This is a genomic window from Nocardioides sp. S5-5 (assembly GCF_054954065.1).
Genome location: NZ_CP199913.1, coordinates 2,148,412 through 2,171,642, shown reverse-complemented (window position 1 = coordinate 2,171,642; position 23,231 = coordinate 2,148,412). Strand labels below are relative to the sequence as shown.

Below are 23,231 nucleotides of genomic sequence, written 5' to 3'. Positions count from 1 at the left end.
TTGCGTAATGCAGAGTTCTGAGTCAGCGAGCACCGGGTGCCACTGCTGATCGCTTCCGACGACTACCGATCGCCGTCGGCAAGCACGTTGGCTCGAAGGTAAGCCTCGATCGACCGAACCCCCTCGCTGACCTCCTTCGCAAGGTGCCCGCGGACCTCGGCGTCGAGTGTTCTCGCAGGTGATGCGGTCACGGAGCGTTGAGTCTGGTCGGGACCGAAGAGGATCGGCAGCGCTTGCTCCCCGCCGAATATCGTGGCGCCGGCAAGGGCCGCTCCTGGAGTCAGGGTGGCCACGCCTTGGCAAGCGAGACGGCAGACTCGCCGACCGACCGACAGCCAGCGGGCACAACGGCTAGTCCCCGGTCCTAGGTTCACAGCAGCGCCGAACCGGGAGAGGTCACGCCCAGGGCCTGCTCGTCCAGCGAAGATCGGTTCGCAGAAGCCGCCTCGTCTGTTGCGGGGAGGTGGCCGAGGACGGCGAGGTAGCGCTCGGCGTCCAGAGCCGCGGCGCAGCCGGAGCCGGCGGCGGTGATGGCCTGGCGGTAGTGGTGGTCGACCAGGTCCCCGCAGGCGAAGACGCCGGTGAGGTTGGTGCGCGTGGAGGGGTGCTCCACCACGACGTAGCCGTTCTCGTCGAGGTCGACCTGCCCGGTCAGGAGCTCCGAGCGGGGCTCGTGGCCGATCGCGACGAACAGTCCGGTCGCCTCCAGGGTCGACTCCTCCCCGGTCACGGTGTCCCGCAGGGTGAGGTTCTCCACCTTGTCCGCGCCGTTGATGGCGGCGACGGAGGTGTTCCAGATGATGTTGAGCTTGGGGTCGGCGAACGCGCGCTCCTGCATGATCTTGCTCGCCCGCAGGGTGTCGCGGCGGACCAGGAGGTTCACCGACTCGCCGAAGCGAGTGAGGAAGGTGGCCTCCTCGATCGCGGAGTCGCCGCCGCCGACCACGGCGATCGCCTGGTTGCGGAAGAAGAAGCCGTCGCAGGTCGCGCACCAGCTCACGCCGTGGCCCGACAGGCGGTCCTCGTCGGGCAGGCCGAGCTTCTTGTAGCCCGAGCCGGTGGCGAGGATGACCGCGTGGGCGCGGTGCACGCCGTTGTCCGCGGTCGTGACCTCCTTGATGTCGCCCGTGAGCGACACCGCGACCACGTCGTCGCGGACCAGCTCGGCGCCGAACCGCTCGGCCTGGGCGCGCATCTCGTCCATGAGCGCGGGGCCGACGATGCCGTTCTGGAAGCCGGGGAAGTTCTCGACCTCGGTGGTGTTCATCAACGCGCCGCCGGCAGTCACCGAGCCCTCGAAGACGAGCGGGGAGAGCTGCGCCCGGGCGGCATAGATCGCCGCGGTGTAGCCCGCGGGCCCCGATCCGATGATGATGACGTCGCGTACGTCTGCACTCTGGTCGGCGCTCATGCCGTACTCCCATCGAGGTGAGCGCCGGGCTGCCCGGTCGCGACTAACTGTGATTGCAGTGCCTTCAAGGTTGGGGCATCGACGCCGATGCGCCCCAGGTAGTGCGCCGCGCTGCCGTATCTGCGCCTCATCTCCGCCAGGAACCTTGTCATCGTCTCGGGCGACACTCCCAAAGCCTCTGCCGGGAGAGTGTCGATCCTGCGCTGGTATGCGGGAAGCTGGCGAAGGCGCGTGAGGAGCGCGTCGTTCTCTCCGCCGGTGCGCATGTAGTCGGCCACGACATCGTCGTCGACAACGCCCACGGCTGACAGAATGACTGCAACCACGACGCCGGTCCGGTCCTTGCCCAAGGTGCAGTGGATGAGCGCCGGCGCGTTGGTCGGCGAGGCCAATGAGTCAACGATGCGAGCGAAGCTTTCCTGTGCATGCTCGAGATAAGACAAGTAGTGGGTGAGCATCGCCTCAACGGGGTGCTCTATGACGTCCAGGCGCGTTCCACCGGCGACGATCGGGGCGTTGAGCACGCTCTGCTCGAGGCCGCTGAGTGGCTGGCTCGTCGCGGTGAGAATCTCCTTCTCACCCCGCAGGTCTATGCGGACCCGAAGACCGACATCACCGACCAAGTACGCCGCTTGCGGGTCGTCCAGGTAGAAGGGGGTCGCACTCCGATACAGACGCCGATGCACGGTAGCGGCGCCGTCGACCGTGCGCAGACCGCCGAGGTCGCGCAGGTTGGGTAGGTCGGGGAGGTGGGCTTGCAGGACCTTGTGCTCGTCGACCACGGGTGTGCACCTAACCCCTGACGAGGGAGGGCAGGCGTTCGCTCATGACGGACTCTGCCTCAGTCACCACAGCCTCGATGACGTGCGCGCAGGTCTCGACCGAATCGATGAGGCCTTGGGACTGACCTGCGGTCCAGACGCCGCCTTCCATGTCTCCGTTTCCCAGGACATTGGTACGACTCCGGACACCTGAAGCGAGGTCGGCGACGTCGGTGAACGTCGCGCCGGGGCGCCGCGAGATTTCCGCGATCTTCTCCGAAATGCTGTTGCGCGCCACGCGGACGGTGTTGTTGAACTCGCGAAGCACGAGGATCGTGTCGAGTTCGGTGTTGGCCACGAGCTGCCTCTTGACATTGTCGTGGACAGGTGCCTCGGTAGTTGCGAGAAACCGTGTGCCCATGTTGACGGCGTCGGCGCCGAGCGCAAGTGCGGCGGCAAGTCCGCGGCCGGAGGCGATACCGCCGGAGGCGATGAGGGGTACCGAGAGGCGGCGGGCTGCGGCGGGGATCAGGACCAGGCCTGGAATGTCGTCCTCCCCTGGGTGCCCGGCGCATTCGAATCCGTCGATGCTGATGGCGTCGACGCCATGCCGTTCGGCAGACAGCGAGTGCCGGACGCTGGTGGCCTTGTGGATCACTTTGACGCCGGCGGCCTTGAAGTCGGGCATGTGCGGCTCCGGGCTCGACCCGGCGGTTTCCACGATTCTGACGCCGGAATCGATGATCGCAGCACGGTATTCGTCGTAGGGAACTGGCTTGATAGTGGGCAGGATCGTCAGGTTGACCCCAAAGGGTCGGTCGGTCAGGTTCCGTGTGCGGCCGATCTCTGCTGCGAGCGCTTCAGGGGAGGGCTGGGTGAGTGCGGTGAGGAATCCGAGCGCCCCTGCGTTGGCCACCGCGGAGATGAGTTCCGCGGTACCGGCTCCGGTCATTCCTCCGCAGACGACGGGGTGGTCGACACCGAATGCCTGGGTGAAACGTGTGCTGATCACAGGCTTGGCTCCTCACTGGCTTGTTGCTGTCTCAAGGGCGCGCTGGATCAACTTGCCTGCGCGGGCGTGGAGGGCCTCTCCGACCGGTCGCGGCGCGAGTCCAGCGCAGGCTCGCGCCCACGTCCCCTCGATGATGATGGCCAGCTTGAAGCCGGCCAGCGCGATGTACCACTGAAGATGCTCGACGCTGCGGCCGGTCCGCTCGGCATACCTCGCTGCCAACTCGGACTGGGTCGGCAGGCCGGTGAGTCGCCCGAGCGTCTGTGCGAGTGGACCGGGGTGATCGGGATCTGGCACCGACATGATGAGCCAGGCAAGGTCAAGCAACGGATCTCCGACCGTGGCGAGCTCCCAGTCCACGATCCCCACCACGTCGCCCAACGGGTTCACCATGAGGTTGGCGAAGTGGAAGTCGCCATGCATGATGCCGGGCCGCCCTTGGGGCGGGCGATTCAGGTCAAGCCATCGCGCCAAGCCCTCGACGTCGCCGATGTCGGGCCCACCCCAGCCCTCGAACTTCTCGTAGGAGGCCAACTGATCCATCCAACGAGGCACCTGACGCTCCAGGAAGCCTTCGGGCCGGCCGAAGTCACCGAGGCCGACCGCCTCATAGTCGACGCTCGCAAGTGACGCGGCAGCGTCGACCGCGGAGAACCCGAGCCTGCGTTGGAGGGCCTGGTCGGCAGCGACTGCCGGCGGAACCTCCACCGCTGGGTTCACGCCCTCGATGGGCTCCATGAGGTAGAAGACGGCCCCCCCGAGCACATCCTGGTCGAGGCAGCCGCGGATCAAGCGGGGGTGCGGAACATCGGTCGAGGCGAGCGCCCCGAGCACCCGGATCTCCCGCTGGAGGGTCTTGTTCGTCTCGGGACGGGGGTGGCGCGGTCCGCGGCGGAGCACGACATCGAGGTCACCTCGGCGGAAACGCACCAGAATGTTCTGTGTGCCACCCGCGAGAAGCTGGACGTCGCTAATGGCGCCGGCTCCCAGGCCCTCCCGGTCCATCCACACGCTGAGCGAATCTAGGTCGACCGCACCGGCGATCTGATCCTCACTACCGAAGGACACGCTAGTCCTCGATGCCGTAGAGCTCGTGGGCCTGTCGCTCCTGCTCGTAGCGAATGTAGGACGGGAAGTGTCCGTCGTACCCCTTAAAGTCCTTGAGAACGGACTTGGCGACGACCATCTTGTGTACTTCGGTCGGCCCATCGGCCAAGCCGACGTGGAAGGAGTTCACGACCCAGCCCGCGAAGGGCATCTCGGTACTGATTCCGAGGGAGCCGTGCAGGTGCAGCGCCCTTGCGGCGATGTCGTGCAGGACCGTCGGCATCTGCATCTTCACCGCCGAGATGTTCCTACGAATCGCTCCCTTGTCGGTGCCTTGGTCGAAGAGCCAGGCTGTCTCCAAGACGAGTAGCCGGAACTGCCTCAGCTGCACCCAACTGTCGGCGATCTTCTCCTGCACCATCTGCTTCGCCGCGAGCGACTCTCCTGCGGTCGTGCGGGACAGGACCCGCTCGCACATCATCTCGAAGGCGCGCTGGGCCTGAGCGACGGTGCGCATCGCGTGGTGCAGTCGGCCACCGCCGAGGCGTGTCTGGGCGATCGCGAAGGCCTTGCCCTGCTCTCCCAGCATCGCCGAGTGCGGAACCCGGACATCGGTCAGGCGCATGTGTGCGTGGTCAGGGGCGACCTCGCCGTAGAAGCCGTAGTTGCGCACAAGCTCGAGGCCTGGTGTGCCCGCGTCGATGATGAACATCGACGCCTTGTCGTACGGGCTGGCGGCGTCGGGGTCGGTGACGACCATCATGATGTAGAAGTCGGCATGCTCGGCGTGCGAGGCGAACCACTTCTCGCCGTTGATCACCCATTCGTCGCCGTCGCGCACCGCGAGCGTGGTGAAGGCGGTGGGGTCGGCGCCGCCTTGCGGCTCGGTCATCGAGAAGCAGGACTTGATCTCTTGGGCGAGCAGCGGGGTGAGGTACTTGTCCTTCTGCTCGGGGGTGGCGAAGTGGGCGAGGATTTCCGAATTGCCGCTGTCGGGTGCCTGGGCTCCGAAAACGACGGGTCCGAAGCGGGACATGCCGAACTTCTCGTTCATCAGTGCGAGCTTGAGCTGGCCGAAACCTTGTCCGCCGAGCTCGGGGCCGAGGTGGCACGCCCACAGCCCGCGGGCCTTCACCTCGGCCTGGAGCGGGCGCACCAGTTGGATGAAATCGGGGTTCTTGAAGTCAGATGTCGGACCCAGGACGTAATCGAGGGGCTGGACCTTCTCGCGCATGAAGGTTTCGATCCAGTCCAACTCGGGCTGCCACTCGGGATTGTTCTCAAAGCTCCACATGGTGTGCATGTTCCTTTCAGACGGTCTGGCCGTCGCTCAGCGTGGGGCGAACGCCGCCTATGCCTTGGGTCCGCCCGCGACGTAGATGACCTGCCCCGATACGAAGCCTGCGCCCTCGCTCACCAGGAAGGAGACGACGTTGGCGATGTCCTCTGGGACCCCGGCTCGGCCGACAGCGGCGGCGGCGGCGGCGCGCTCGACGAAGTCCTCGAACGAGATTCCCATCCGTTCGGCAGTGATCCTGGTCATCTCTGTCTGGATGAAGCCCGGAGCGATGGCGTTCGCTGTCACTCCGAACTTGCCGAGCTCAAGGGCCAGTGACTTCGTAAACCCCTGCAAGCCGGCCTTAGCCGCGGAGTAGTTGACTTGTCCCCGATTGCCCAGCGCTGATGTCGAGGACAGGTTGACGATCCGCCCCCAACCGCTGTCGACCATGTGCTTCTGGACGGCCCGCGACATCAGGAAGGCACCGCGCAGATGCACATTCATCACCGTGTCCCAGTCGTCTCGCGACATCTTGAACAACAGGTTGTCCCGTGTGACGCCGGCGTTGTTCACTAGCACAACCGGGGGGCCAAGTTCGACGGCGACCTGCTCAACCGCCGCAGTCACCGCGGCCTCATCGGCCACATTTGCCGGAACTGCCAAGGCGCGGCCCCCGGATGCTTCGATAGCCTCAACGACGTTCTTTGCTGCCGTGTCGTCGAGATCCAGCAGACCGACGGAGAAGCCGTCTTGCGCCAGGCGCACCGCAGTGGCGGCGCCTATCCCCCGTCCAGCGCCCGTCACGATCGCCACTCGGCCGTTGACCACAGTCACACTCGCTCTCTTCCTCGAACCCTGGCGACAGGGCTCTCACGCTCCTCGTCGCGGCACGCACAGGAGGCGAACCGATGGAAAGTCTAGTCGTTTAACGATCGTTCGACAACCCCGCCAAGTTCCGGTCGGGTCGACGTGCCGAGAAGTATCACTCGTTCCGGTAGTAGGCGCGACGTGGCTTCGTTGCCAGCAGCGGCGGTAGGTCGGAGGCACCCTGGCTGGCACGGAAGGCCATGTACGCGGCATCGTGGCTTGCCGACTCCCACCTCTCAATGATCATCCATCGAGCCTCGTTGTCGGCGTCGATCAGTACCTCGACGCCGGAGCACCCGTCAAAGCCGCGGGTGACGGCGAGAGACTGCTCCATGCGGGCACGCGCCGCGTCCAACGCTTCCTCTTTGAACTCCAGCTCCAGGACCACAGTGACCATGCTCATCCGGTTGTCTCCACTCCCGCGTGGTTAGCGGTCTCATCGGGTCGGTTGGGCGTCACGCCCAGGTAACTTGCTTCGACCGCGCCGAGGTCCGCCGCGAGGGTCGCGGCATCTCCTTCGATCACTACCCTGCCGTGTTGGAGGACATAGGCTCGGTCGGCGACGGCCAATGCCTGTGCCGCGAACTGCTCCACTAGCAGGACCGCGCTGCCCGCTTCGGCAGCCTGGCGGGCCATGGACAACATCCGCTTGACGACGATCGGTGCGAGGCCGAAGGAGACCTCGTCGGCCAGAACCAGTCTCGGCTTGCCGACCATCGCACGGGTCAGTGCCAGGATTTGCTGCTCGCCCCCCGACAGGTGGCCAGCGAGGCGGCCTTGCAGCGCCGCGAGTTCGGGGCTGATCGCGTAGGCAGCGTCCGGGTCGACTTTGGCCAAGCGGAGGTTGTCACGCACTGTCAACGCTCTGACGATGCCGCGCGAGTCGGGAAGGTAGGCCAAACCGCTCTTGGCGCGAACGTGCAAGGGTGCCTTCGTGGCTTTCCCGAAGTACTCGACATCCCCACGCGATGCCATGACCCCCGCCAGTGCGGCCAGGGTCGTTGTCTTCCCCGCGCCGTTGGCGCCGAGGATCACAACCAGTTCGCCGGGATCGACGTGCAGGTCGATCCCGTGGAGCACGTCGATGGCGCCGTATCCGGCGGTCAGTCCCCGAGCGGACAGAGCGTGGGTGGTTGTCACAGTCACTGTGCTCCTCCTCCCGCTTGAGCGGCAGCTACTTCCTCGACCTCATCGGACTCGAGGTCGCCCAGGTAGGCGGCACGCAGAATCGGGTCGGCCAGCGCTTCGGTTGTCGGTGCGCTGACGATCGTGGCGCCGAAGTCCAGAGCGACAACGCGGTCGCACACTGCCGCGACCAGGCTCATGTCGTGCTCGACCAGCAAGATTCCGATCCCCCGCTGCTCGACCACCTGACGCAACACCCGTCCCAGGCTCTCGGTCTCGCTGGTGTCCAAGCCGGCAGCGGGCTCATCGAGCAGCAGCACTGACGGCTCCAAGGCGAGGGCACGAAGCACGCCCAGCAGACGCTGATGGCCCTGACTGAGCTCATCGGGCATGACGTCCAAGTCCACCCCCAGCGCGATCGCTTCGTCGTGGATGCGCTCATCCAGCTCGATCGACCGGTGGTAGAGCGGATCCAGGACCCAGTCCTTCCAGGAGACGCGGTTGCCAGCCACCGCCAGGTTCTCGGCCACCGTGAGGTCATTGAATGCCTCGACTGTTTGGAACGACCTGCCCATCCCCCGACCGGCCCGCTGGTGCACAGACATCCGTGTCAGGTCACGCTCTCCCAAGCGTACCGAACCCGATGCCGGCGACAGGAAGCCTGTGATCGCATCCAGCGCCGTCGTCTTGCCCGCGCCATTGGGTCCGACCAGACCGACGACCTCGCCCGGCCGGACCACCAGCGAGAGGTTCTTGACCGCAGTCACCGGTCCGTAGCGTACGGTCAGGTCACTGATTGCCAGCTCCTCCCCCGAGCGACCGGCACGCGCAGGCACCACCCGACGAGGCTGCTTACGGCGCGGCTTGTTGCCACGCGATCGCTTGATGTCAGCCGCGGCCACCAGACCATGCGGGTTCAGCGCCAACGTCAAGATCAGGAAGAACCCGGACGCGATCACCAAGATCCGCTCCAGAACACTCACATCGCTGAAGATGACAGTGATGATGCCGTTGGGGGCCATCAAGCCACCGACCACAGCGCCGAGCACGTACCCGACACCGCCGATCAAGGTGAACATCACCACGTTCAGCGACTCCACCAGCGTGAACCGGGTGTAGGTCGCAGTAGAACTCGAGAAGGCGATCAGGATACCGCCTAGCGACGCCAGAGCGGAGGAGATACAGAACGCGATGAACTTCATCTGCGGCAGGGAGATCCCAACTGCGGACGCGGCTCGCTCGCTGCTGCGCATAGCGATCAACCGCCGGCCCGTTCGTCCACCCCGAACATTAGCCACCGCGTAGGCGGCCAGCGCCAACACAACCAGTGTGAACGCCGCGTACCGCTGCGGATGATTCACGCCGTCGATCGCCAGGGGGCCGATGGCTGGCATCTCGATGGGCGTACCGCTGTAGCCGTCCACGGTGAACCACCCGTTCACGAGCACAACGTTCTCGAACGCAACCGCCAGACCGATGGTGGCGATCGCCAGCACCGGTCCGCGCGTCCGCAGCGCCGGCGCGGCGAACACAGCACCGGTCAGTGTGCCTGCGATGACGCCGAGCACCACCACGACCAAGAACGGCCATCCGAACGCATAGCTGATCCGGGCCGCCTCCAATGCGCCGAGGCCGGCGATCACCATCTGCGCAAGCGATGTCTGGCCGGCTAGACCGGTCAGCACCACCAACGACAGACCGACCAGCGCCATTGCCGCCGAACGGGTTACACCAGTGGCGAGGCTGCCGCTCAGCAACATCACCCCGGCGCACCCCACGACGATGAGGCCGAGCAATGGCACGATCCCGATCGTGCGGCGACCCAGCATCGGCATCCGTGTTGCCAACTCGCCCCGCACAGGGAAGGCCGAACCGCGCAGCATCAGCACCGTGATGATGACTGCCAGCGGGACGGCATCCGACCAGCCACTGGCCAGGCTCGGCGGGAGGATGTCGGACTGGTATCGGGTCACGAGCGCCTGTCCTATCCCAAGCCCGAGCCCACCGATGGTCGTCCACAGGTAGGACTCGAATCGCCCGATCATGGCCGCCGCGAGAGCCGGGATGATCAGGAGGATGAACGTCGCCTGAGGAACGACATTGACGATGGGAGCGAGCATCACGCCTGCCAGGCCCGCCAGGGCGGCGCCCACCGCCCAGTTGGCGACCGCCACACTGCCAGACGCGATCCCGAACGATCCCGCCACGACCGGGCTCTCCGCTACCGCCGTGGTCGCCAGACCCAGCCGGGTTCGGCGCTGCAGCACCGCCAGTGCCGCGGCCAGCAGGATCGCCAAGCCCACCAAGATCAGCCGGTCGTACGGGATCTGCAGGCTGTCTCCGATACTCAGCGCACCCCGTGGATAGAACGACGGCACGACGATTCTCGAGATCTCCTCCCCGAAGGTCAGAAGCATGCCCTGCTGGACGATGGCGAGCACCCCCAACGTTGCCATCATCTTGACCAGCGCGGGGGCGGTCCGCAGCGGATGCATCACGAGAAGCTGCACCAGCACGCCGATTACCAATGCAAGCAGCACCGACACCACGGCGGCCAGCGCCATGGGCCACTCCTGCTTGGCTGTCAAGAATACGTACAGCGTCGCCGAGGCATATGCAATCGCGCCGTGCGCCAGGTTCAGGACGCCAGAGCCTCGGTAGACCTGGACTAGCCCCAGCGCGGCGACGACATACGCGCCGCCAGCGCCGAGGCCGAGCAGGGCGTAGCTCAGGATCTCCACCATTTACTCCGCTCGTGCAGAATCGTTCGAGAGGGCCTGTTTAGTTCGTGCCGAAGATCGGCTCGTATTCCTTGGTGCGTCCAGCGACGACCTTTCCGTCCTCGACGATCGCCGGGAAGTAGCTCATGGTCTTCAGGGCTGGGTACTTCGGGTCCGGACCCGGCTTGGTGAAGTCAAGGGGCGGAGTCAGGCCGCCGCCGTCGTAAGAGCTCACCTTCTTGAGCGCCTCCAGCACAGTGGTGCGGTCGATGGTCTCCAGCCCCTGGGTGGCAACATTCAGCAGGTCGAGCGAGAGCCAGGATGCCTTGGTGTTGTCACCGGACTCGCCCGATTCACCGATCGCGTCGAGGTCCTCGAGGTAGGCCTTGTTCCCCGGCACGTCCACATCGTCGGTCGGGTGCATCATGGCCAGCGGCGTGCCCTCCGCGGCCGCACCGAGGTTGGTGATCGCGTCGTTGGGAAGGGCCAGGCCCGAGGTGTAAAACGGCACGTCGATGCCGAGTTGGTCCCGCACCAGCAGCGCCTGCTGGGTGGTAGCTGAAAGCAGCGACAGGATCGCAACGTCAGCACCGTCGCTGACAGCTCGCACCTGTGCGGTGACATCAGTGGCCGTCAGTGGCACCTGAACGAGCTTGCTGATCGCCGGACCGCCGTGTGACTCGATCACATCGGTTGCGAGCTCAGCGGCGGCCTGGCTGTTGGCCGTCTGTACGGCGGCGAAGTTGATCGTCTTGGCGTCGGGGTGATCGAGGTAGGCCATCGCCGCGCGGCCGCCCTGCGATGCCTGAACGCCAGAGCTGACGGGGAAGACGTTGGACAGGGTACGGTCGTTGTCGGTGTAGGCGATTGCGGGAATGTTGGCCAGACCGGCGTCCTCGGCGACGGTACCGAGGTCCCCGATGCCGACGTTGGTGGCAGCGAGAGCGACCACGTCCGGGTCGTCGACAGCTTCCTTGGCGCAGTTGACCGCGACGTTCGGGTCCAGTTCGGTCTTGCAGAAGACGAGTTCGATCGGACGGCCGGAACCACCCAGACCGTTCTCCTCTTCGTTGATCCGGCACACGCGGGCCTCGGCACCCGCGTGGACTCCCGGCTGCTGCGACAGACCCGCGGCATCCTCGTCGATGATGACGACCACCTTCACCGGGTCTCCCGTGGCGGCGGTTCCGGTATCTCCACAACTGCCGGCGCTGCCAGCCTCGTCGTCGCCGCCACATGCTGCCAGCGTCGTTGCTGCTAGCAGTGATGCGCCTGCGACAGCCATGAACCTGGCCCTCTGCGCCACTCGCGTCTTCACGAACCGGTCTCCTTCGGGATGATTGTGATCGATCATTGTGATCGCTGATTAGCAACTGCTGCTGCCTCATGTGAGGCCGCCGCTTCGCGGCAGTGGAGTCACCTCCGCATGCGATCGGGCGCTCTCCGAGTCCTGAACGATCGATCGATTTGCCTACTATGTGGGACCCGTCACAGCACTGTCAAGGACTGGTCGGGTCACGGGTTGGATACGTCCGGAGGCTCAAGCCCGGTGGACGCGATTGGTGAGTTCGCCGCCCGTGACGAAGGCATCGATCTGTCGCACGACCAGGTCAAGAAGCCGCTGGGGAATGGAGTCCGAGTTTCCTCCAACATGCGGGGTGAGCACGAGGTTCGGTGCGTTGAAGAGCGGGTGCCCCGGTGGCAACGGTTCGGGATCTGTGACATCGAGAGCGGCAGCGATGCGGCCCGCGCGGAGGGCGTCTACCAGGGCGTCGGTGTCGATGACGGCGCCTCGGCCGACATTGGAGAGCAGCGCGTGTTCCTTCATGGCTGTGAGGAAGTCGCGATCAACCAGTCGCATGGTCGACGGCGCACCGGGAAGGGCGATCACCACGATGTCGTAGGAGGAGAGTCGCGGCCGGAGCTCTGCCAGGTGCCTGACCACCACGCCGTCCTCGACCCGCGCCGAGCGCGCGTAAGGGTCGATCATGGCGTCGAAGGCACGCAGCCGGCGCGCGATCGCCTTGCCAACGCCGCCGTATCCAAGGAGGGCGACGTGCTTGCCCCACAGGCCACGCACTTCGTCGGCCCAAGAGTCGGGACGATCTACCCAGCCGGGTATGAACGCACCCGACCTGATCTGTGCGGCGTGCCGGCCGTATGCGCGCAGAGACGCGAGAATTCCGAGCAGGCAGGTCTCGGCCGTGGTGTCCTCAACAACTCCCGCCGCGTTGTAGACAGCTGTCTGCGTGGGCAGGTCGCGGAGGTACTCAGAGCCCAGGCTCGGTAGTTGGAGCGCCTTGAGGCCGGGCAGCAGGCGCCAGTCGGGGCGCACTCCCTTATACACGCTCTGGTCGGTCGCGGCGAACCGCACGCGGTCTCCGTCGGCTTCTCTATCGATGGTCGTCCAGAAGGCCCACTCGTACCGTGCGGGGAGACGGTGGAGCGCGTATCCCTCATGGGGGACAAGGATCAACTCAGTGGGAGACACGTTCACGCTCCGCGAGGTCTGCGCGCACGAGCAGGTCGGGTCCGAGGTCGGCAAGCGAGGCAGCGCCCAGCAGTGTCATCGCCCGTTCGACTTCAGCTCGAAGCAGCCGCAGTACATGCTCGACGCCTTCCTGTCCACCCGCGGCCAGGCCGTAGACGGCCGGCCGGCCTATCCCCACCGCTCGGGCGCCGAGGCATAGCGCCTTGACCACATCTGTTCCCCTGCGGATGCCGCCATCGACCAAGACAGGGAAGTCCCGCCCTACCGCCTCGACGATGCCCGGAAGGGCGGCAGGCGCGGTGATCGCCCCGTCGAGTTGCCGTCCCCCGTGGTTGGACACGATCACTGCGTCTGCGCCGCGGTCGCGTGCTCGGACCGCGTCGTCGGATCGCAGCACTCCTTTGACGTACAGCGGACCCGGCCATGTCTCGCGGATCCAGTCCAGGTCCGACCACTCGAAGCCGCGGAACAGCCCCTGGGTCGCGGCGGCTGACCTCACTGCAGCTGCGAGACCACCGTGCTCGACGAAGAGGCGGGCGGAGATCCGGCCATGCCGCGCCATTGCGTACGTCCAGGACGGGTGTCGCGCGGCGTTGAGCATGCGGCGGGGGGTGAAGGTGGGCGGCGAGCCCACCCCGGCTCGCCGCTCCCATTCTCGGTTGCCGTAGGTCGGTACATCGACCGTCACCACCAGCGCCTGGAAGCCCGCGGCACCCGCACGGTCGACCAAGCGCCGACTCGCTGATCGCTCGTCGTCGCTCCCGACTCGCTGTGGATAGAGCTGGAAGAAGTGACGCGGCTGACACGAGGAAGCGAACTCTTCGGGCGTGTAGCTGGCGGCGGTGCTCAGCACCGAGACCGTGCCGGCACGCTCAGCGGCGCGCGCGATCGCAGGCTCGCCTCGCCAGTCCGCGAGTCCCGACAGGCCGGTTGGTGCGATATGCAGCGGGAACCCCAGGGTGGCGCCCGGGATAGCGACCGAGAGGTCCGATGCGGTCTTACCTGTGAGCACGCGAGGCGCGAGCGTCCAAGCGTCGAAGGCATTGACGTTCGCCCTCACCGTTGCCAAGTCGTCGGCACCACCGTCGATGTAGGCCCAGGCCATGTCAGGCAAGCGGCGACGTGCCCGCTTCCGGACGTCCTCGACGGACAACGGCTCCTTCGAGGCCCGCCATTGGAATCTCCAAGATCTGTTCACGGTCGCGGTTGCTCCGACGCCGTGGGGACTGCGCGAGTCACTTCGTGCCCCCGTCGAGAGGGAGTATGGCACCGGTGCAGAAGGCCGAGGCGCTGCTGGCGAAGTAGAGGGCGGCTCCGACGATGTCCTCGGGCTCGCCTGCGCGTGCGAGGAGCCGGTTGTTCGCAACACGCTCGAGGATCTCGTCTGTCCAAGCGTGGGAGATGTCGGTGAGGAAGGGACCGCACTGGATCGCGTTGACGCGCACCTTCGGGCCGAGCGCTCGGGCAAAGCCGAGCGTGATGTTGTTCAGGCCGGCCTTGGCCGCGGCGTACGGGAGCGCGGTCGGCTCAGCGCGCACGGCCGCCAGCGAGCTGATGTTGATGATCGATCCACCATCGCCTTCCACCATCCGCTTTCCGACCAAGGCGCTGAGCCGGAACGGTCCTTTGAGGTTGATCCCGATGACCTTGTCGAAGAGCTCCTCGCTGACCTGGTCCAGACTGGGGTAGAGCGGCGATAGGCCGGCGTTGTTCACCAGTACGTCGACGTGGCCGAACTCCGCGTACGCAGCGTCGACGAGGCGGTCGCAGTCGTCCCATTCACCGACATTGCAGGCAACGGCAAGAGCCCTGCGGCCGTAGGTTTCACGGATGGAGGAGGCAAGCTCCTCGCAGTTGTCGAGTTTGCGGCTGGCGATCACCACGTCTGCGCCGTTCGCTGCGAAGGCCTCGACAACCACCTTGCCCAGCCCGCGGCTCCCTCCGGTGACCAGCGCCACCCTGTTGCTCAACATTGAGGTCTCCTCCTCGAGATTCCAACAGTCTTCATGATCAGCCCAGAGTCCGTGGCAAGCCCGTGGCTTTGCCGGCGCCCGTGGTCGGCGATCCGCCGAACCCGAAGAGCCGGGCGGCGACGCGCCGCATCTGGATCTCCTCAGAGCCTTCGGTGATGCGGTAGCGCCGATGGTGGCGGTAGATGTGCTCGAACGGCATGTGACGGGTGTAGCCGATCCCGCCGTGGACCTGGATCGCCCTGTCGGCGGCCTCGCACACGAATCGGTTGGCGCGGTAGTTGCACATCGAGACCTTGTCGCTCAGCTCCAGCTGGGTCGCGCGGTCCAAGTCATAAGCGGTCTTGCGAACCAGCCAGCGCAGCATCTCGGCCTCTGTTTGGAGTTCGACGAGCGGCCACTGGATTGCCTGGTGAGTCGCGAGCGCCCGACCGAAGCTCAGCCGGTTCCGCGCGTACTCGACGCTGCGGTCGACGCAGTACTGGCCGGCGCCCACGCCGGAGGCAGCTTGACGGATCCGGTTCTCGTGCACGAAGGTCTGCGCGACCAGCAGACCCTCGCCGACCTCACCGAACACGGCCGTACCAGGCACGCGCACGTCCTTGAGGGTGACCTCTGAGGCGTCCGTCGGCATGTTGAACGTCCACCAGTTGAACTCGACATTCAGTCCGGGCGCCTGTGCCGGTACGAAGAATGCCGTGATGCCGCGCGCGTCACCAGGGTTGCCGCTGGTGCGCGCGAACACGATGTCGTGCGTCGCGTGGTTCATGCCGGAGTTGAACCGCTTGGCCCCACTGATGACCCAGTCACTGCCCTGCTGGACCGCGGTCGTCTCCATCCAGGTCGCATCCGAGCCATGATCCGGCTCGGTGAGCCCGAACCCGACACGCTTCGCCCCTACCAGCAGCGGTTCGAGAAACTCTTCCTTCTGCTCGGCTGAGCCGAAAGCCAGAAGCATGTGAATGACGGGGAAGTTGCCCACCACCGACGACTCAGTCTGCAGATCGTTGTGCAGCCCCAGACCCTTGCGTGCGAGGTGCTCACGGATCACCGCCATGTCGAGGTTGGTGCCGTCTTGACCACCGACGTCGTTGGGGAGCGCGTAGCGCAACCAGCCTGCAGAATCGGCACGACGGCGCATCTCCCACAACAGCTCAGTCCACTCAGGTCGCGCTACGCCACCGTTCTCGAAGTCGGTGCGGGCCCACTCGCGGCGGTGGTCGAAGAAGCGCTCGTTGTCGTCCTGCGCTTGCAGCGAGACGATCTCCCGCTCGATGAACGCGTCGAGTTGGGTCAGCTTGGCGACCAGGTCGGCCGGCAGTTCGAAGTCCACCTGTGTATCTCCTTATCGATCGTTCGGCTAGGGTGTCACTAAGTCGACCGGATGGGAAGGGCAGGACGTGACGGACGCCACCGACAGGGTCCATGTGTCGCAGCACGACGGCATCGCGACCGTTGCGTTGAACAGGCCCGAGAAGCGCAACGCACTGGACTCCTTGATGTTCGAGACTCTCGTGGTCGTCGGCGAGTCGCTCAAAGACGACAGCAGCGTGCGCGCAGTAGTGCTCAGCGGGGAGGGGCCTGACTTCTGCGCCGGCCTTGACTTCGACTCGTTCTCCGCCATGCGGAGCGGGGACCTCGACACCTCTTCGAAGCTTCTGCCCTCCGCCGGGCCCGCCAAGGCGCGGGGCCAGCGGGCGGCCTACGTCTGGTCGGAGATCCCGGTGCCTGTGATCGCTGCCGTCCGCGGCAACGCCCTCGGAGGAGGATTGCAGATAGCCCTGGGCGCCGATATTCGCGTCGTCCACCCCGACGCGAGGCTCGGTGCACTCGAAGTCGGGTGGGGCCTGATTCCGGACATGACGGGCACCCAGGTGCTCCCGCGCCTGGTCGGACCCGACACCGCCGCGGAGCTCATCTACACCAGCAAGGTGGTCAACGGCGAAGAAGCCGTCCGCATCGGGCTCGCGACTCGAGTCGACGAAGACCCCCTTGCGGCCGCTGAGGAACTGGCACGAACGATCGCTTGCCAGAGCCCTCACGCCATCCGCGCCGCCAAACGTCTGCTCGGTCTCGCGGGCCATGCCGACACGGACTCCGGCTTCGCCGCCGAACAGCAAGAGATCGCGACCTTGATCGGCAGCCCCAACCAGGTCGAGGCCGTCGCGGCCAGATTCGCGAAGCGTCGACCCGACTTCGTCGATCCCTGATCGCGCCACACCCCTGCTGGGTCTCCACGATTGCCGGGCACTCTGGCACACAGACAGGGGCCGTCAGGAAAAGTAGGCGCGCCCAATCTGAGCGACCGCGCTGTCGGGGACGGATGACTCGCCTTCCGGCGGCATGAACGCCAGGGCCGGAGTGTCAACGCCTTGGTCAACGTAGTCGCGGATCTTCGCGACGATCTCGGAGATGCTGCCGTAGGCAAAAAGCTCGTCGACCAACGAGTCGGGGATGGCATCAAGAGCGGCCCTGCGGTCACCCGCCTGCCACGCTGCCCACATAGGCTCCAACTGCTCAGCACGACCAAGCCAGCGATGGAACTCGGCGTACACGGGCACATTCAGGTAGGCAGCAATAGCCCGTTTAGCCGTCGCTCGCACTGCTGCAGCGTCCTCACTGGGGATGACGAAGATCCGGGCCACGAGCTCGGCATCGGCGTTCACCTCACGAACGGTCTTGGACACCTGCTTCACGTCGCCGGGTGCCAGCCAATTGGTGATAGCGCCATCGCCCACGCTCCCTGCCAATCGCAGCATCCCCGGGCGGAGGGCGGCGATGAGGAGCCGTGGCTGCTGCGCTGGCACGCGTTCCAGACGGAAGCCGCTGATGGTGAAGCTGTCGCACGTCATGTCCACCCGCTCCCCGGTGAGTGCCCGGCGCACGAAGGTCACGACATCGCGCACACGCTGGACGGGATTTCGGAATTCGACCCCGTTCCACTGCTCGACAATCACATTCGAGCTCGTGCCAATGCCAATCGCCACCTCGCTGCGCGCCAGGTCAGCCAGGGAGGCAGCGGACATGGCCATGAGGGCGGGGCTGCGGGTATAGGCGGGCAGGATGGCAGTACCGAGCCGGAGCGAGGGATGGCTGACCGCGGCGGCCGCCAGTGGAGTCAGACCGTCGGCTCCTGATGCCTCCGCCGACCACAGGTCGGTGTATCCACTGGCCACGACATCTTCGAGCAGACTCTGCTGGTCGGCGAGCGGTCGGCGGTCGAAGGGCACGGTGAGTCCGAGCCTTGTCATCCTTGTCATTCGAGTCCTTTCGGGGTTGTGCGCGCTCGTCGGAACAACGCCTCCTGCACGAGGCTCGCCCATAGGACGCCGTTTGGTGAGCTCAGCGTTCCGGTGTACATGCCGCGGCCCCCCGCCGTGGTTTGGGGCGTGAGGTCCATCAAGATCCAGGAGTCGGCCCGCGCCGGCCGATGGAACCAGACCGCGTGGTCGAGGCTGCTCATCGACTGGAAGGTGCCGTCCTCCAGGGGTGCCAATCCCGTCCGGATGTCCGAGAGGTAGGTGAGCGCAGCTGCATGCCACAGCGGCGCGTCGGGTAGGTCTGCGGTGCATCTGGCCCATACCCGCGTCGAGACGCGGGTTTGGGGGAACGGCTGTGGCGGGACGCGCACCTCATAGGACGCCAGCCGCTTGATCTCGCCCGAAGGGGCCTCAGCTGGCCGGATGCTGGTCGGGAGCTGTGCGACTTGGTGGTCCTTGCCAACCTCCGGCCGATGGAACGAAGCGGCAAGGCTGAAAATCACTTCGCCACGCTGCAGGGCAACCACTCGTCGCGCCGAGTAGGAATTTCCATCGTGGTCGGACTCAACCTTGAACACGATCGGCCTCGATGGGTCCCCGGGCCTCAAGAAGTAGCCGTGCAGGGAGTGCGGTGCGCGATCCGTCTTCACCGTGAGGCCTGCCGCCATGAGCGCCTGAGCAGCGGCCTGGCCACCATAGAGGTTGAACGGCTCTTCATAGACCACGGTTCCGCGGAAGAGGCCGTCGTCAAGCCGCTCAAGATCGAGCAACTCGGTGAGCGAAACGTCTTGAATGCTCCCGATCGGCGCATTCTGCGGTTCCGTCTGACTCATACTGTCGAGCACCGCCTGAGACTAATCGATCGTTCAGTAAAACGCCAGTTGCTCTGCTCAGGCATTGCCCTCAATTGTCCATGAGCCCGGGAAGCCAGAGAGCGAGATCGGGAACGAAGATGAGGGTGACGACGAGCCCGATGGCGACGATGACGAACCAGAACACGCCCCGGAATACGTCCATCAGCGAGATTGCCTGGCCCAAGTTCACCTCGGGTCGTTGCGCGATTCCGTGGATGATGAAGGACAACATTCCGACGGGAGGCACGACCATCCCGATCTCGCACAGGAGCACGAGGAAGACCCCGAACCAGATCAGATCGATGTCGAGCTGCTCGAGTACGGGGATGAGGATGGGAACGGTGAGGAGCATCATCGCCAACTCGTCCATGAGCATTCCCATGACGACATACATCACGACGAGAATGAGGAGGAATGGCGTGGCGTCGAGCCCAATGTCGATGACCCACATCGACGCCTTCTGGACAACGCCGCTCATGGAGATCGTGAACGTCAACAACGTGACGCTCATGATGAGGAACATGATCGCCGCTACCGCGGCGACCGTGCTCATGAGGGCCTCGCCTAACTGCCGCAGGTAGTTCTTGAGGCCATCGCGCCGCCCAAACCAAGCGCCGATGAGGATGGTTGCCAGCGCGGCGACGGCGCCTGACTCGGTGGTCGTGGCGACACCAGAGTAGATGCCTCCGACGATGATGAACGCCAGCAAGTAGACCGGCCACAGCCGGGCCAGTGCGAGCAGTCGTGTCGACCAGGTGAATTGCGAGGTATCGGCGCGCGGGGCGAGCTCGGGATTGATACGCGCCCGCACCACGATGAGCACTGCGAAGAGGAGCGCGAGAATGGTCCCAGGCACGAGGCCGGCCAATAGTTGCGGGCCAACCGGCGTCTGCGCTATTCCCGCATAGATGACGACAGTAAGGCTCGGCGGGATGAGCATCTTCAACACGCCAGCCATCGTCACAGTGCCCACCGCAAGTCGCGGCGCATAGCCGGCGCGCAGCATCTCGGGGATACCGACCCGACTCGTTGCGTACGCCACGCCGAGCGTGCTGCCGCTGGCGGCAGACATCCCAGCCCCTGCAAAGACAGTCGCGACGCCTAGGCCTCCAGGCAGGCCGCCAATCCACTGCTTGGCAGCGTCGAAGATCATGGCGGCGATACCGGTGTGAACTAGGACCATTCCCATGAGAATGAACATTGGGATGACGCTCAGCGTCCAACTCGCCGAACTCGAGTGCGGGATGGATTCGAACGCGAACTCGATCACACGCCAACCACCCATAGCCCAGAGCCCGAGAACGGCCGGCACTCCCATAGCGACGGCGACGTGCACGCCGGCCATCATGAGCAGGACAGTCTGCGTGAGCACGAGTGCTCCGATATCCTGCCTTGAGAGGGGCGCGAAGAGGATGAGCACGGCGAGAACTGTGGCGGCTCCTAGCGCGAGGGCGAGCAAGGCCAAACCGATCCGCTCTCGCGTGATGCGGGCATTTCGGGGTGAGGGCGGGCCGCCAGCATCGACCTCAGAAGCGATGCCGTGGGTCTCTTCCGCCTGCTCCGTCGCTTGGCTGGCAGTCTCTGCCATCGTCGGTGTCCTGTCTTCGTTGCTCACTTGCGGGATGAGGTGCCTGACCATCCGCCCCGAACTGTCGCGTCGCTGCCGCATCGGGCGCGACGTTGGGTCGAATCGCTACCGGGCGGGCCTCAGATAAAGTCACCGCCGGACTCGCCGGGGCCGCCCCGCGCCACGTCGTGAATCGTCGTCAGGCACTGGAGTGCAAGCGCAGCGAATCCGACGGGCATCAGGAACTTGAAGGGCCAGACCAGGATCCACTCTGGCCCTCCGGCCGCGAGTTCGCGCAACTCGTAGCTCGCCGCCGCCGTGTTCCAACTGTAGTAAGCGAACATGAGGGCGAGCAGGAAGAACAAGACGAGGCTGAAGACCTCAGTTGCTCGCTGCCAGTTCGGGCTTAACAGTTCGGGAATCACCGTAGCCCGGACGTGCTCACCGCGCAGCTGGGTGTATCCCATGGCGCCGAAGACAATGGTTACCATCCACCAGTTCTGGGTCACCTCCAGCGTCCCGACCATCGGATGGTTGAAGAGCGTCCGCCCGACCACATCCACGATGATCTGGATCATCAGGGCGATGCAGGCCACGGCCGCTAGCACCGCTAGGCTGGTCGAGACGGCTGCCAGGACACGAACCCATCCCGGTCGTGTCACTGATCCAGCGGCATCCGCTGTCAAGCCAGCCTCTGGGCTGTGATGGTCAGTCCTGCTCTCGCTCACAGACTACTCCTGCGTTGTCCGGTTGTGTGTGCGGCGGCCGTGCGGTCGCGACCTCCGCTCTGCGCTGCGGGGATCGCCGTGGCCGGCGATCCCCGCGCCAGGAGCCACGGGTCGTTTCGCGGTCTACTGCGGCTCCCACCCCAGCACAAGCGCGTCGTGGAACTTGGCGAGATCGAACGTTGTGGCATCAACGTAGGACTGCTCACCCTCACCTTCGGCTGCGGGCGCGTCCTCGAAGCCGAACCCGGTGACGACTTCGCTCCACCGGTCGGCCGTAGCGACGAAGTCGTCAATGACGCCTTGCGGGTCGTCGACCCCGTCGGGGGCACGCTCGGCTAGGCCCGCGTTCCACTCGTCGAAGTGAGCGTCCAGCGCCTCGTTGATGGGAGTCGGATCACCGAAGATGATCCCATTCTTCGACGGTCCATCGGTCGCGAACGTGGCGTACTCCTGGTTCCACACCTCAAGCTGCTTGGTGACGTAGATCTTGGCGCCTTCGGCGAAGATGCGCTGGGCCTCGACCGGCAGACTGTTCCACCTGTCCAAGTTCATCGCCACCGTCGACCCGCCAATGCCCGGGAGGTTGACCGGATAGAAGTAGTCCGCGATCTCCCATAGGCCGAAGGTGATGAGGTACGGCGCGTGGTAGGGCACGCAGTCGATCACCCCGCGCTGTAGGCCTTCGTAGAGCTCTGCGTAGGCCAGCGTTACCGGAACCATGCCCAGCGCCTCGAACGCCTCGGTGAAGGTGGGTCCTGGGGTCCGCACCCGGAGGCCCTTCAGGTCGTCCGCACTTTCGATGGGGTCTTTGCACAGCAGGCTGCTGCTCGGCGCCGACCCGTTCGCGACCGGCAAGATGTTGTGCTGCTCGAACTCCGCCGTCACGGCTTCGTTCGAGGTGACGAACTCGAGGAGTGCGCCATTGCCCTGGAACTGCCCGAAGGGAAAGTTGGGACTGACCAGACTCGCCAGTTCGCTGGTGTAGTTGAAGACAGGCACCTCCTGGGGCGCGAACGAAGCGACCACGGGAGCGATGTCGACCACGCCGCTCTCCAACGCCTTCAGGTGCTCCTCGGGCCCCATCAGTGAGTTGGACCAGTAGCTGTCTACCTTGATCTTGCCGTCTGTCTGCTCCTCGATGTACTCGAACATCGCGATCAGTCCCAGACTCGTTGCGTCCTTTCCGGTCGTGTTGTTGCTGTGCGTGAGAGTCATGGGCTCGAAATCGTCGAGCCACGAACCCGTGTTGGCACCGCTGCCTCCACCGTCGTCGGAGCCGCAGCCTGCGGCAACGAGTGCTAGCGCAAAGGCAACCCCAACCCCCAGAATTCGGCGCCTCAATCCTCTACCCATCGCAAGCACTCTCCTCAAGTTCAACTGGCACGAGCACCTTGCCAAGACCAGCTCAGTGATGAGCGTCACTATACGATCGATCAGGCAACTTGTCGAACGCACGATTAGGTGCTCCTTGTTCGGCAGCGGCGCAGAATCCCCCTGGACGACGGTCGCGCTCACGGTTGGGGAGGAGAGGGTTGCCACCGCGTAGGGGAGCGGCGGCGGATCTCCTTGCTGAGCCGCTCGGGGTCTTGTTGGACCAGATCTGGGTCCAGAACTCCTTCTGCAACGCGGTGTACGACAACAGGCTCCGCACGGACACGGTCGAGTTGGGTGAGTACGTCGAGCAGCTTTCGGTCGACGTAGTCGAACAGCAGGCCGAACTGGGGCCGGGCCGCGGTGACGTCGGGCCGGTTCACAACGCCGTGCAGCGTCGCCTTGAGCCGGCCACATCGTCTGGGCTACCCTCCCCCGCCCATGAGCTTGTACGCGTAGGGAGCGCGGCAGCGCTACCAACTGGCGCCGGACTGGTTCGCCCCGATTGCCTCGACCAAGCCCGGAGTGAGGCGTCGCTGGTGACGAGCCGGACGCTCGACAGGCCGCAGGCTGTCAGGCCGGCGAACCCCGTTCACTGCCGCGGGTATCGGCGGTGGCCACCCCGCATGCCGAGTACCCCCTCTGCGCCCGTCAGGTTCTCCCCGGTCGCGAGCAGCAGCACGGCGTTGATGCCCCACCACCTACCCCTCGCCGAGCACAGCGTCGACGTCGACTTCGGCGAGCTCACCCGCCAACCCACGATCGCGT

Annotated in this window: 20 protein-coding genes; 1 reads left to right on the top strand and 19 read right to left on the bottom strand. The window is 65.4% G+C overall.

The window, feature by feature from the left end; translation table 11 throughout:
* Nucleotides 1–370 precede the first annotated feature (370 nt).
* The 14 genes from trxB to ACUP6Y_RS10125 all read right to left on the bottom strand — a co-directional run bounded on the left by trxB (nt 371) and on the right by ACUP6Y_RS10125 (nt 16,016).
* Nucleotides 371–1,411 carry a thioredoxin-disulfide reductase gene (gene trxB / locus ACUP6Y_RS10190; protein ID WP_462555903.1) on the bottom strand — a complete coding sequence of 347 codons (1,041 nt, stop codon included), beginning with the start codon at nt 1,409–1,411 and terminating at the stop codon, nt 371–373.
* Nucleotides 1,408–2,193, bottom strand: coding sequence for a tyrosine-protein phosphatase (locus ACUP6Y_RS10185; protein WP_462555901.1), 786 nt, complete (start codon nt 2,191–2,193; stop codon nt 1,408–1,410). Before ACUP6Y_RS10185 ends, trxB begins: the two co-directional genes overlap by 4 nt.
* A 10-nt stretch (nt 2,194–2,203) precedes the next feature.
* On the bottom strand, nt 2,204–3,184 hold the full coding sequence (locus ACUP6Y_RS10180) for an NAD(P)H-dependent flavin oxidoreductase (protein ID WP_462555899.1): 981 nt from the start codon (nt 3,182–3,184) through the stop codon (nt 2,204–2,206).
* A gap of 12 nt (nt 3,185–3,196) precedes the next feature.
* Nucleotides 3,197–4,252: a phosphotransferase family protein gene (locus ACUP6Y_RS10175; protein WP_462555897.1), complete on the bottom strand. Its 1,056-nt coding sequence runs from the start codon at nt 4,250–4,252 to the stop codon at nt 3,197–3,199.
* A 1-nt stretch (nt 4,253) separates the two neighbouring features.
* Nucleotides 4,254–5,525, bottom strand: coding sequence for an acyl-CoA dehydrogenase family protein (locus ACUP6Y_RS10170; RefSeq protein ID WP_462555895.1), 1,272 nt, complete (start codon nt 5,523–5,525; stop codon nt 4,254–4,256).
* A gap of 57 nt (nt 5,526–5,582) precedes the next feature.
* Nucleotides 5,583–6,338 carry a 3-oxoacyl-ACP reductase FabG gene (fabG, locus tag ACUP6Y_RS10165; protein WP_462556697.1) on the bottom strand — a complete coding sequence of 252 codons (756 nt, stop codon included), beginning with the start codon at nt 6,336–6,338 and terminating at the stop codon, nt 5,583–5,585.
* Nucleotides 6,339–6,492: 154 nt separating this feature from the next.
* Nucleotides 6,493–6,780 (bottom strand): putative quinol monooxygenase, encoded by a 288-nt coding sequence (locus ACUP6Y_RS10160; RefSeq protein WP_462555893.1) that lies wholly within the window; start codon nt 6,778–6,780, stop codon nt 6,493–6,495.
* Nucleotides 6,777–7,523, bottom strand: a complete 747-nt coding sequence (locus ACUP6Y_RS10155; RefSeq protein ID WP_462555891.1) for an ABC transporter ATP-binding protein — start codon at nt 7,521–7,523, stop codon at nt 6,777–6,779. Before ACUP6Y_RS10155 ends, ACUP6Y_RS10160 begins: the two co-directional genes overlap by 4 nt.
* Nucleotides 7,520–10,246 (bottom strand): ABC transporter permease subunit, encoded by a 2,727-nt coding sequence (locus tag ACUP6Y_RS10150; protein ID WP_462555889.1) that lies wholly within the window; start codon nt 10,244–10,246, stop codon nt 7,520–7,522. Before ACUP6Y_RS10150 ends, ACUP6Y_RS10155 begins: the two co-directional genes overlap by 4 nt.
* Nucleotides 10,247–10,283: 37 nt before the next feature.
* Nucleotides 10,284–11,507 (bottom strand): ABC transporter substrate-binding protein, encoded by a 1,224-nt coding sequence (locus tag ACUP6Y_RS10145; protein WP_462555886.1) that lies wholly within the window; start codon nt 11,505–11,507, stop codon nt 10,284–10,286.
* A 255-nt stretch (nt 11,508–11,762) separates the two neighbouring features.
* Complete coding sequence (locus tag ACUP6Y_RS10140) at nt 11,763–12,713, bottom strand: NAD(P)-dependent oxidoreductase (protein ID WP_462555884.1); 951 nt, start codon at nt 12,711–12,713, stop codon at nt 11,763–11,765.
* Complete coding sequence (locus ACUP6Y_RS10135; protein WP_462555882.1) at nt 12,700–13,911, bottom strand: alpha-hydroxy acid oxidase; 1,212 nt, start codon at nt 13,909–13,911, stop codon at nt 12,700–12,702. The genes ACUP6Y_RS10140 and ACUP6Y_RS10135 overlap by 14 nt, the downstream gene beginning before the upstream one ends.
* Before the next feature lie 37 nt (nt 13,912–13,948).
* Nucleotides 13,949–14,686, bottom strand: coding sequence for an SDR family NAD(P)-dependent oxidoreductase (locus ACUP6Y_RS10130; RefSeq protein ID WP_462555880.1), 738 nt, complete (start codon nt 14,684–14,686; stop codon nt 13,949–13,951).
* 37 nt (nt 14,687–14,723) lie between these two features.
* On the bottom strand, nt 14,724–16,016 hold the full coding sequence (locus ACUP6Y_RS10125; RefSeq protein WP_462555878.1) for an acyl-CoA dehydrogenase family protein: 1,293 nt from the start codon (nt 16,014–16,016) through the stop codon (nt 14,724–14,726).
* 67 nt (nt 16,017–16,083) lie between these two features.
* On the opposite strand from ACUP6Y_RS10125, the gene ACUP6Y_RS10120 reads away from it, so the two are divergent.
* Nucleotides 16,084–16,893, top strand: coding sequence for a crotonase/enoyl-CoA hydratase family protein (locus ACUP6Y_RS10120; RefSeq protein WP_462555876.1), 810 nt, complete (start codon nt 16,084–16,086; stop codon nt 16,891–16,893).
* A gap of 63 nt (nt 16,894–16,956) precedes the next feature.
* On the opposite strand, the gene ACUP6Y_RS10115 is transcribed toward ACUP6Y_RS10120, so the two are convergent.
* The 5 genes from ACUP6Y_RS10115 to ACUP6Y_RS10095 form a co-directional block, all read right to left on the bottom strand.
* Nucleotides 16,957–17,934, bottom strand: a complete 978-nt coding sequence (locus ACUP6Y_RS10115) for an LLM class F420-dependent oxidoreductase (protein WP_462555874.1) — start codon at nt 17,932–17,934, stop codon at nt 16,957–16,959.
* Nucleotides 17,935–17,939: 5 nt separating this feature from the next.
* Complete coding sequence (locus ACUP6Y_RS10110; protein ID WP_462555871.1) at nt 17,940–18,788, bottom strand: acyl-CoA thioesterase; 849 nt, start codon at nt 18,786–18,788, stop codon at nt 17,940–17,942.
* A 58-nt stretch (nt 18,789–18,846) separates the two neighbouring features.
* A complete protein-coding gene (locus tag ACUP6Y_RS10105) occupies nt 18,847–20,412 on the bottom strand; it encodes a TRAP transporter large permease (RefSeq protein ID WP_462555869.1) in 1,566 nt (521 codons plus the stop codon).
* A gap of 92 nt (nt 20,413–20,504) precedes the next feature.
* A complete protein-coding gene (locus ACUP6Y_RS10100) occupies nt 20,505–20,942 on the bottom strand; it encodes a TRAP transporter small permease subunit (RefSeq protein ID WP_462555867.1) in 438 nt (145 codons plus the stop codon).
* Nucleotides 20,943–21,215: 273 nt separating this feature from the next.
* Nucleotides 21,216–22,607 (bottom strand): C4-dicarboxylate TRAP transporter substrate-binding protein, encoded by a 1,392-nt coding sequence (locus tag ACUP6Y_RS10095; protein ID WP_462555865.1) that lies wholly within the window; start codon nt 22,605–22,607, stop codon nt 21,216–21,218.
* Between the last annotated feature and the right edge of the window lie 624 nt (nt 22,608–23,231).

What these genes read in the sequence shown, in the direction of transcription:
- trxB (WP_462555903.1), bottom strand. Translation starts at nt 1,411, where the DNA reads ATGAGCGCCGACCAGAGTGCAGACGTACGCGACGTCATCATCATCGGA.
- ACUP6Y_RS10170 (WP_462555895.1), bottom strand. Translation starts at nt 5,525, where the DNA reads ATGTGGAGCTTTGAGAACAATCCCGAGTGGCAGCCCGAGTTGGACTGG.
- ACUP6Y_RS10160 (WP_462555893.1), bottom strand. Translation starts at nt 6,780, where the DNA reads ATGAGCATGGTCACTGTGGTCCTGGAGCTGGAGTTCAAAGAGGAAGCG.
- ACUP6Y_RS10150 (WP_462555889.1), bottom strand. Translation starts at nt 10,246, where the DNA reads ATGGTGGAGATCCTGAGCTACGCCCTGCTCGGCCTCGGCGCTGGCGGC.
- ACUP6Y_RS10145 (WP_462555886.1), bottom strand. Translation starts at nt 11,507, where the DNA reads ATGGCTGTCGCAGGCGCATCACTGCTAGCAGCAACGACGCTGGCAGCA.
- ACUP6Y_RS10130 (WP_462555880.1), bottom strand. Translation starts at nt 14,686, where the DNA reads ATGTTGAGCAACAGGGTGGCGCTGGTCACCGGAGGGAGCCGCGGGCTG.
- ACUP6Y_RS10115 (WP_462555874.1), bottom strand. Translation starts at nt 17,934, where the DNA reads ATGACAAGGCTCGGACTCACCGTGCCCTTCGACCGCCGACCGCTCGCC.
- ACUP6Y_RS10100 (WP_462555867.1), bottom strand. Translation starts at nt 20,942, where the DNA reads ATGATCCAGATCATCGTGGATGTGGTCGGGCGGACGCTCTTCAACCAT.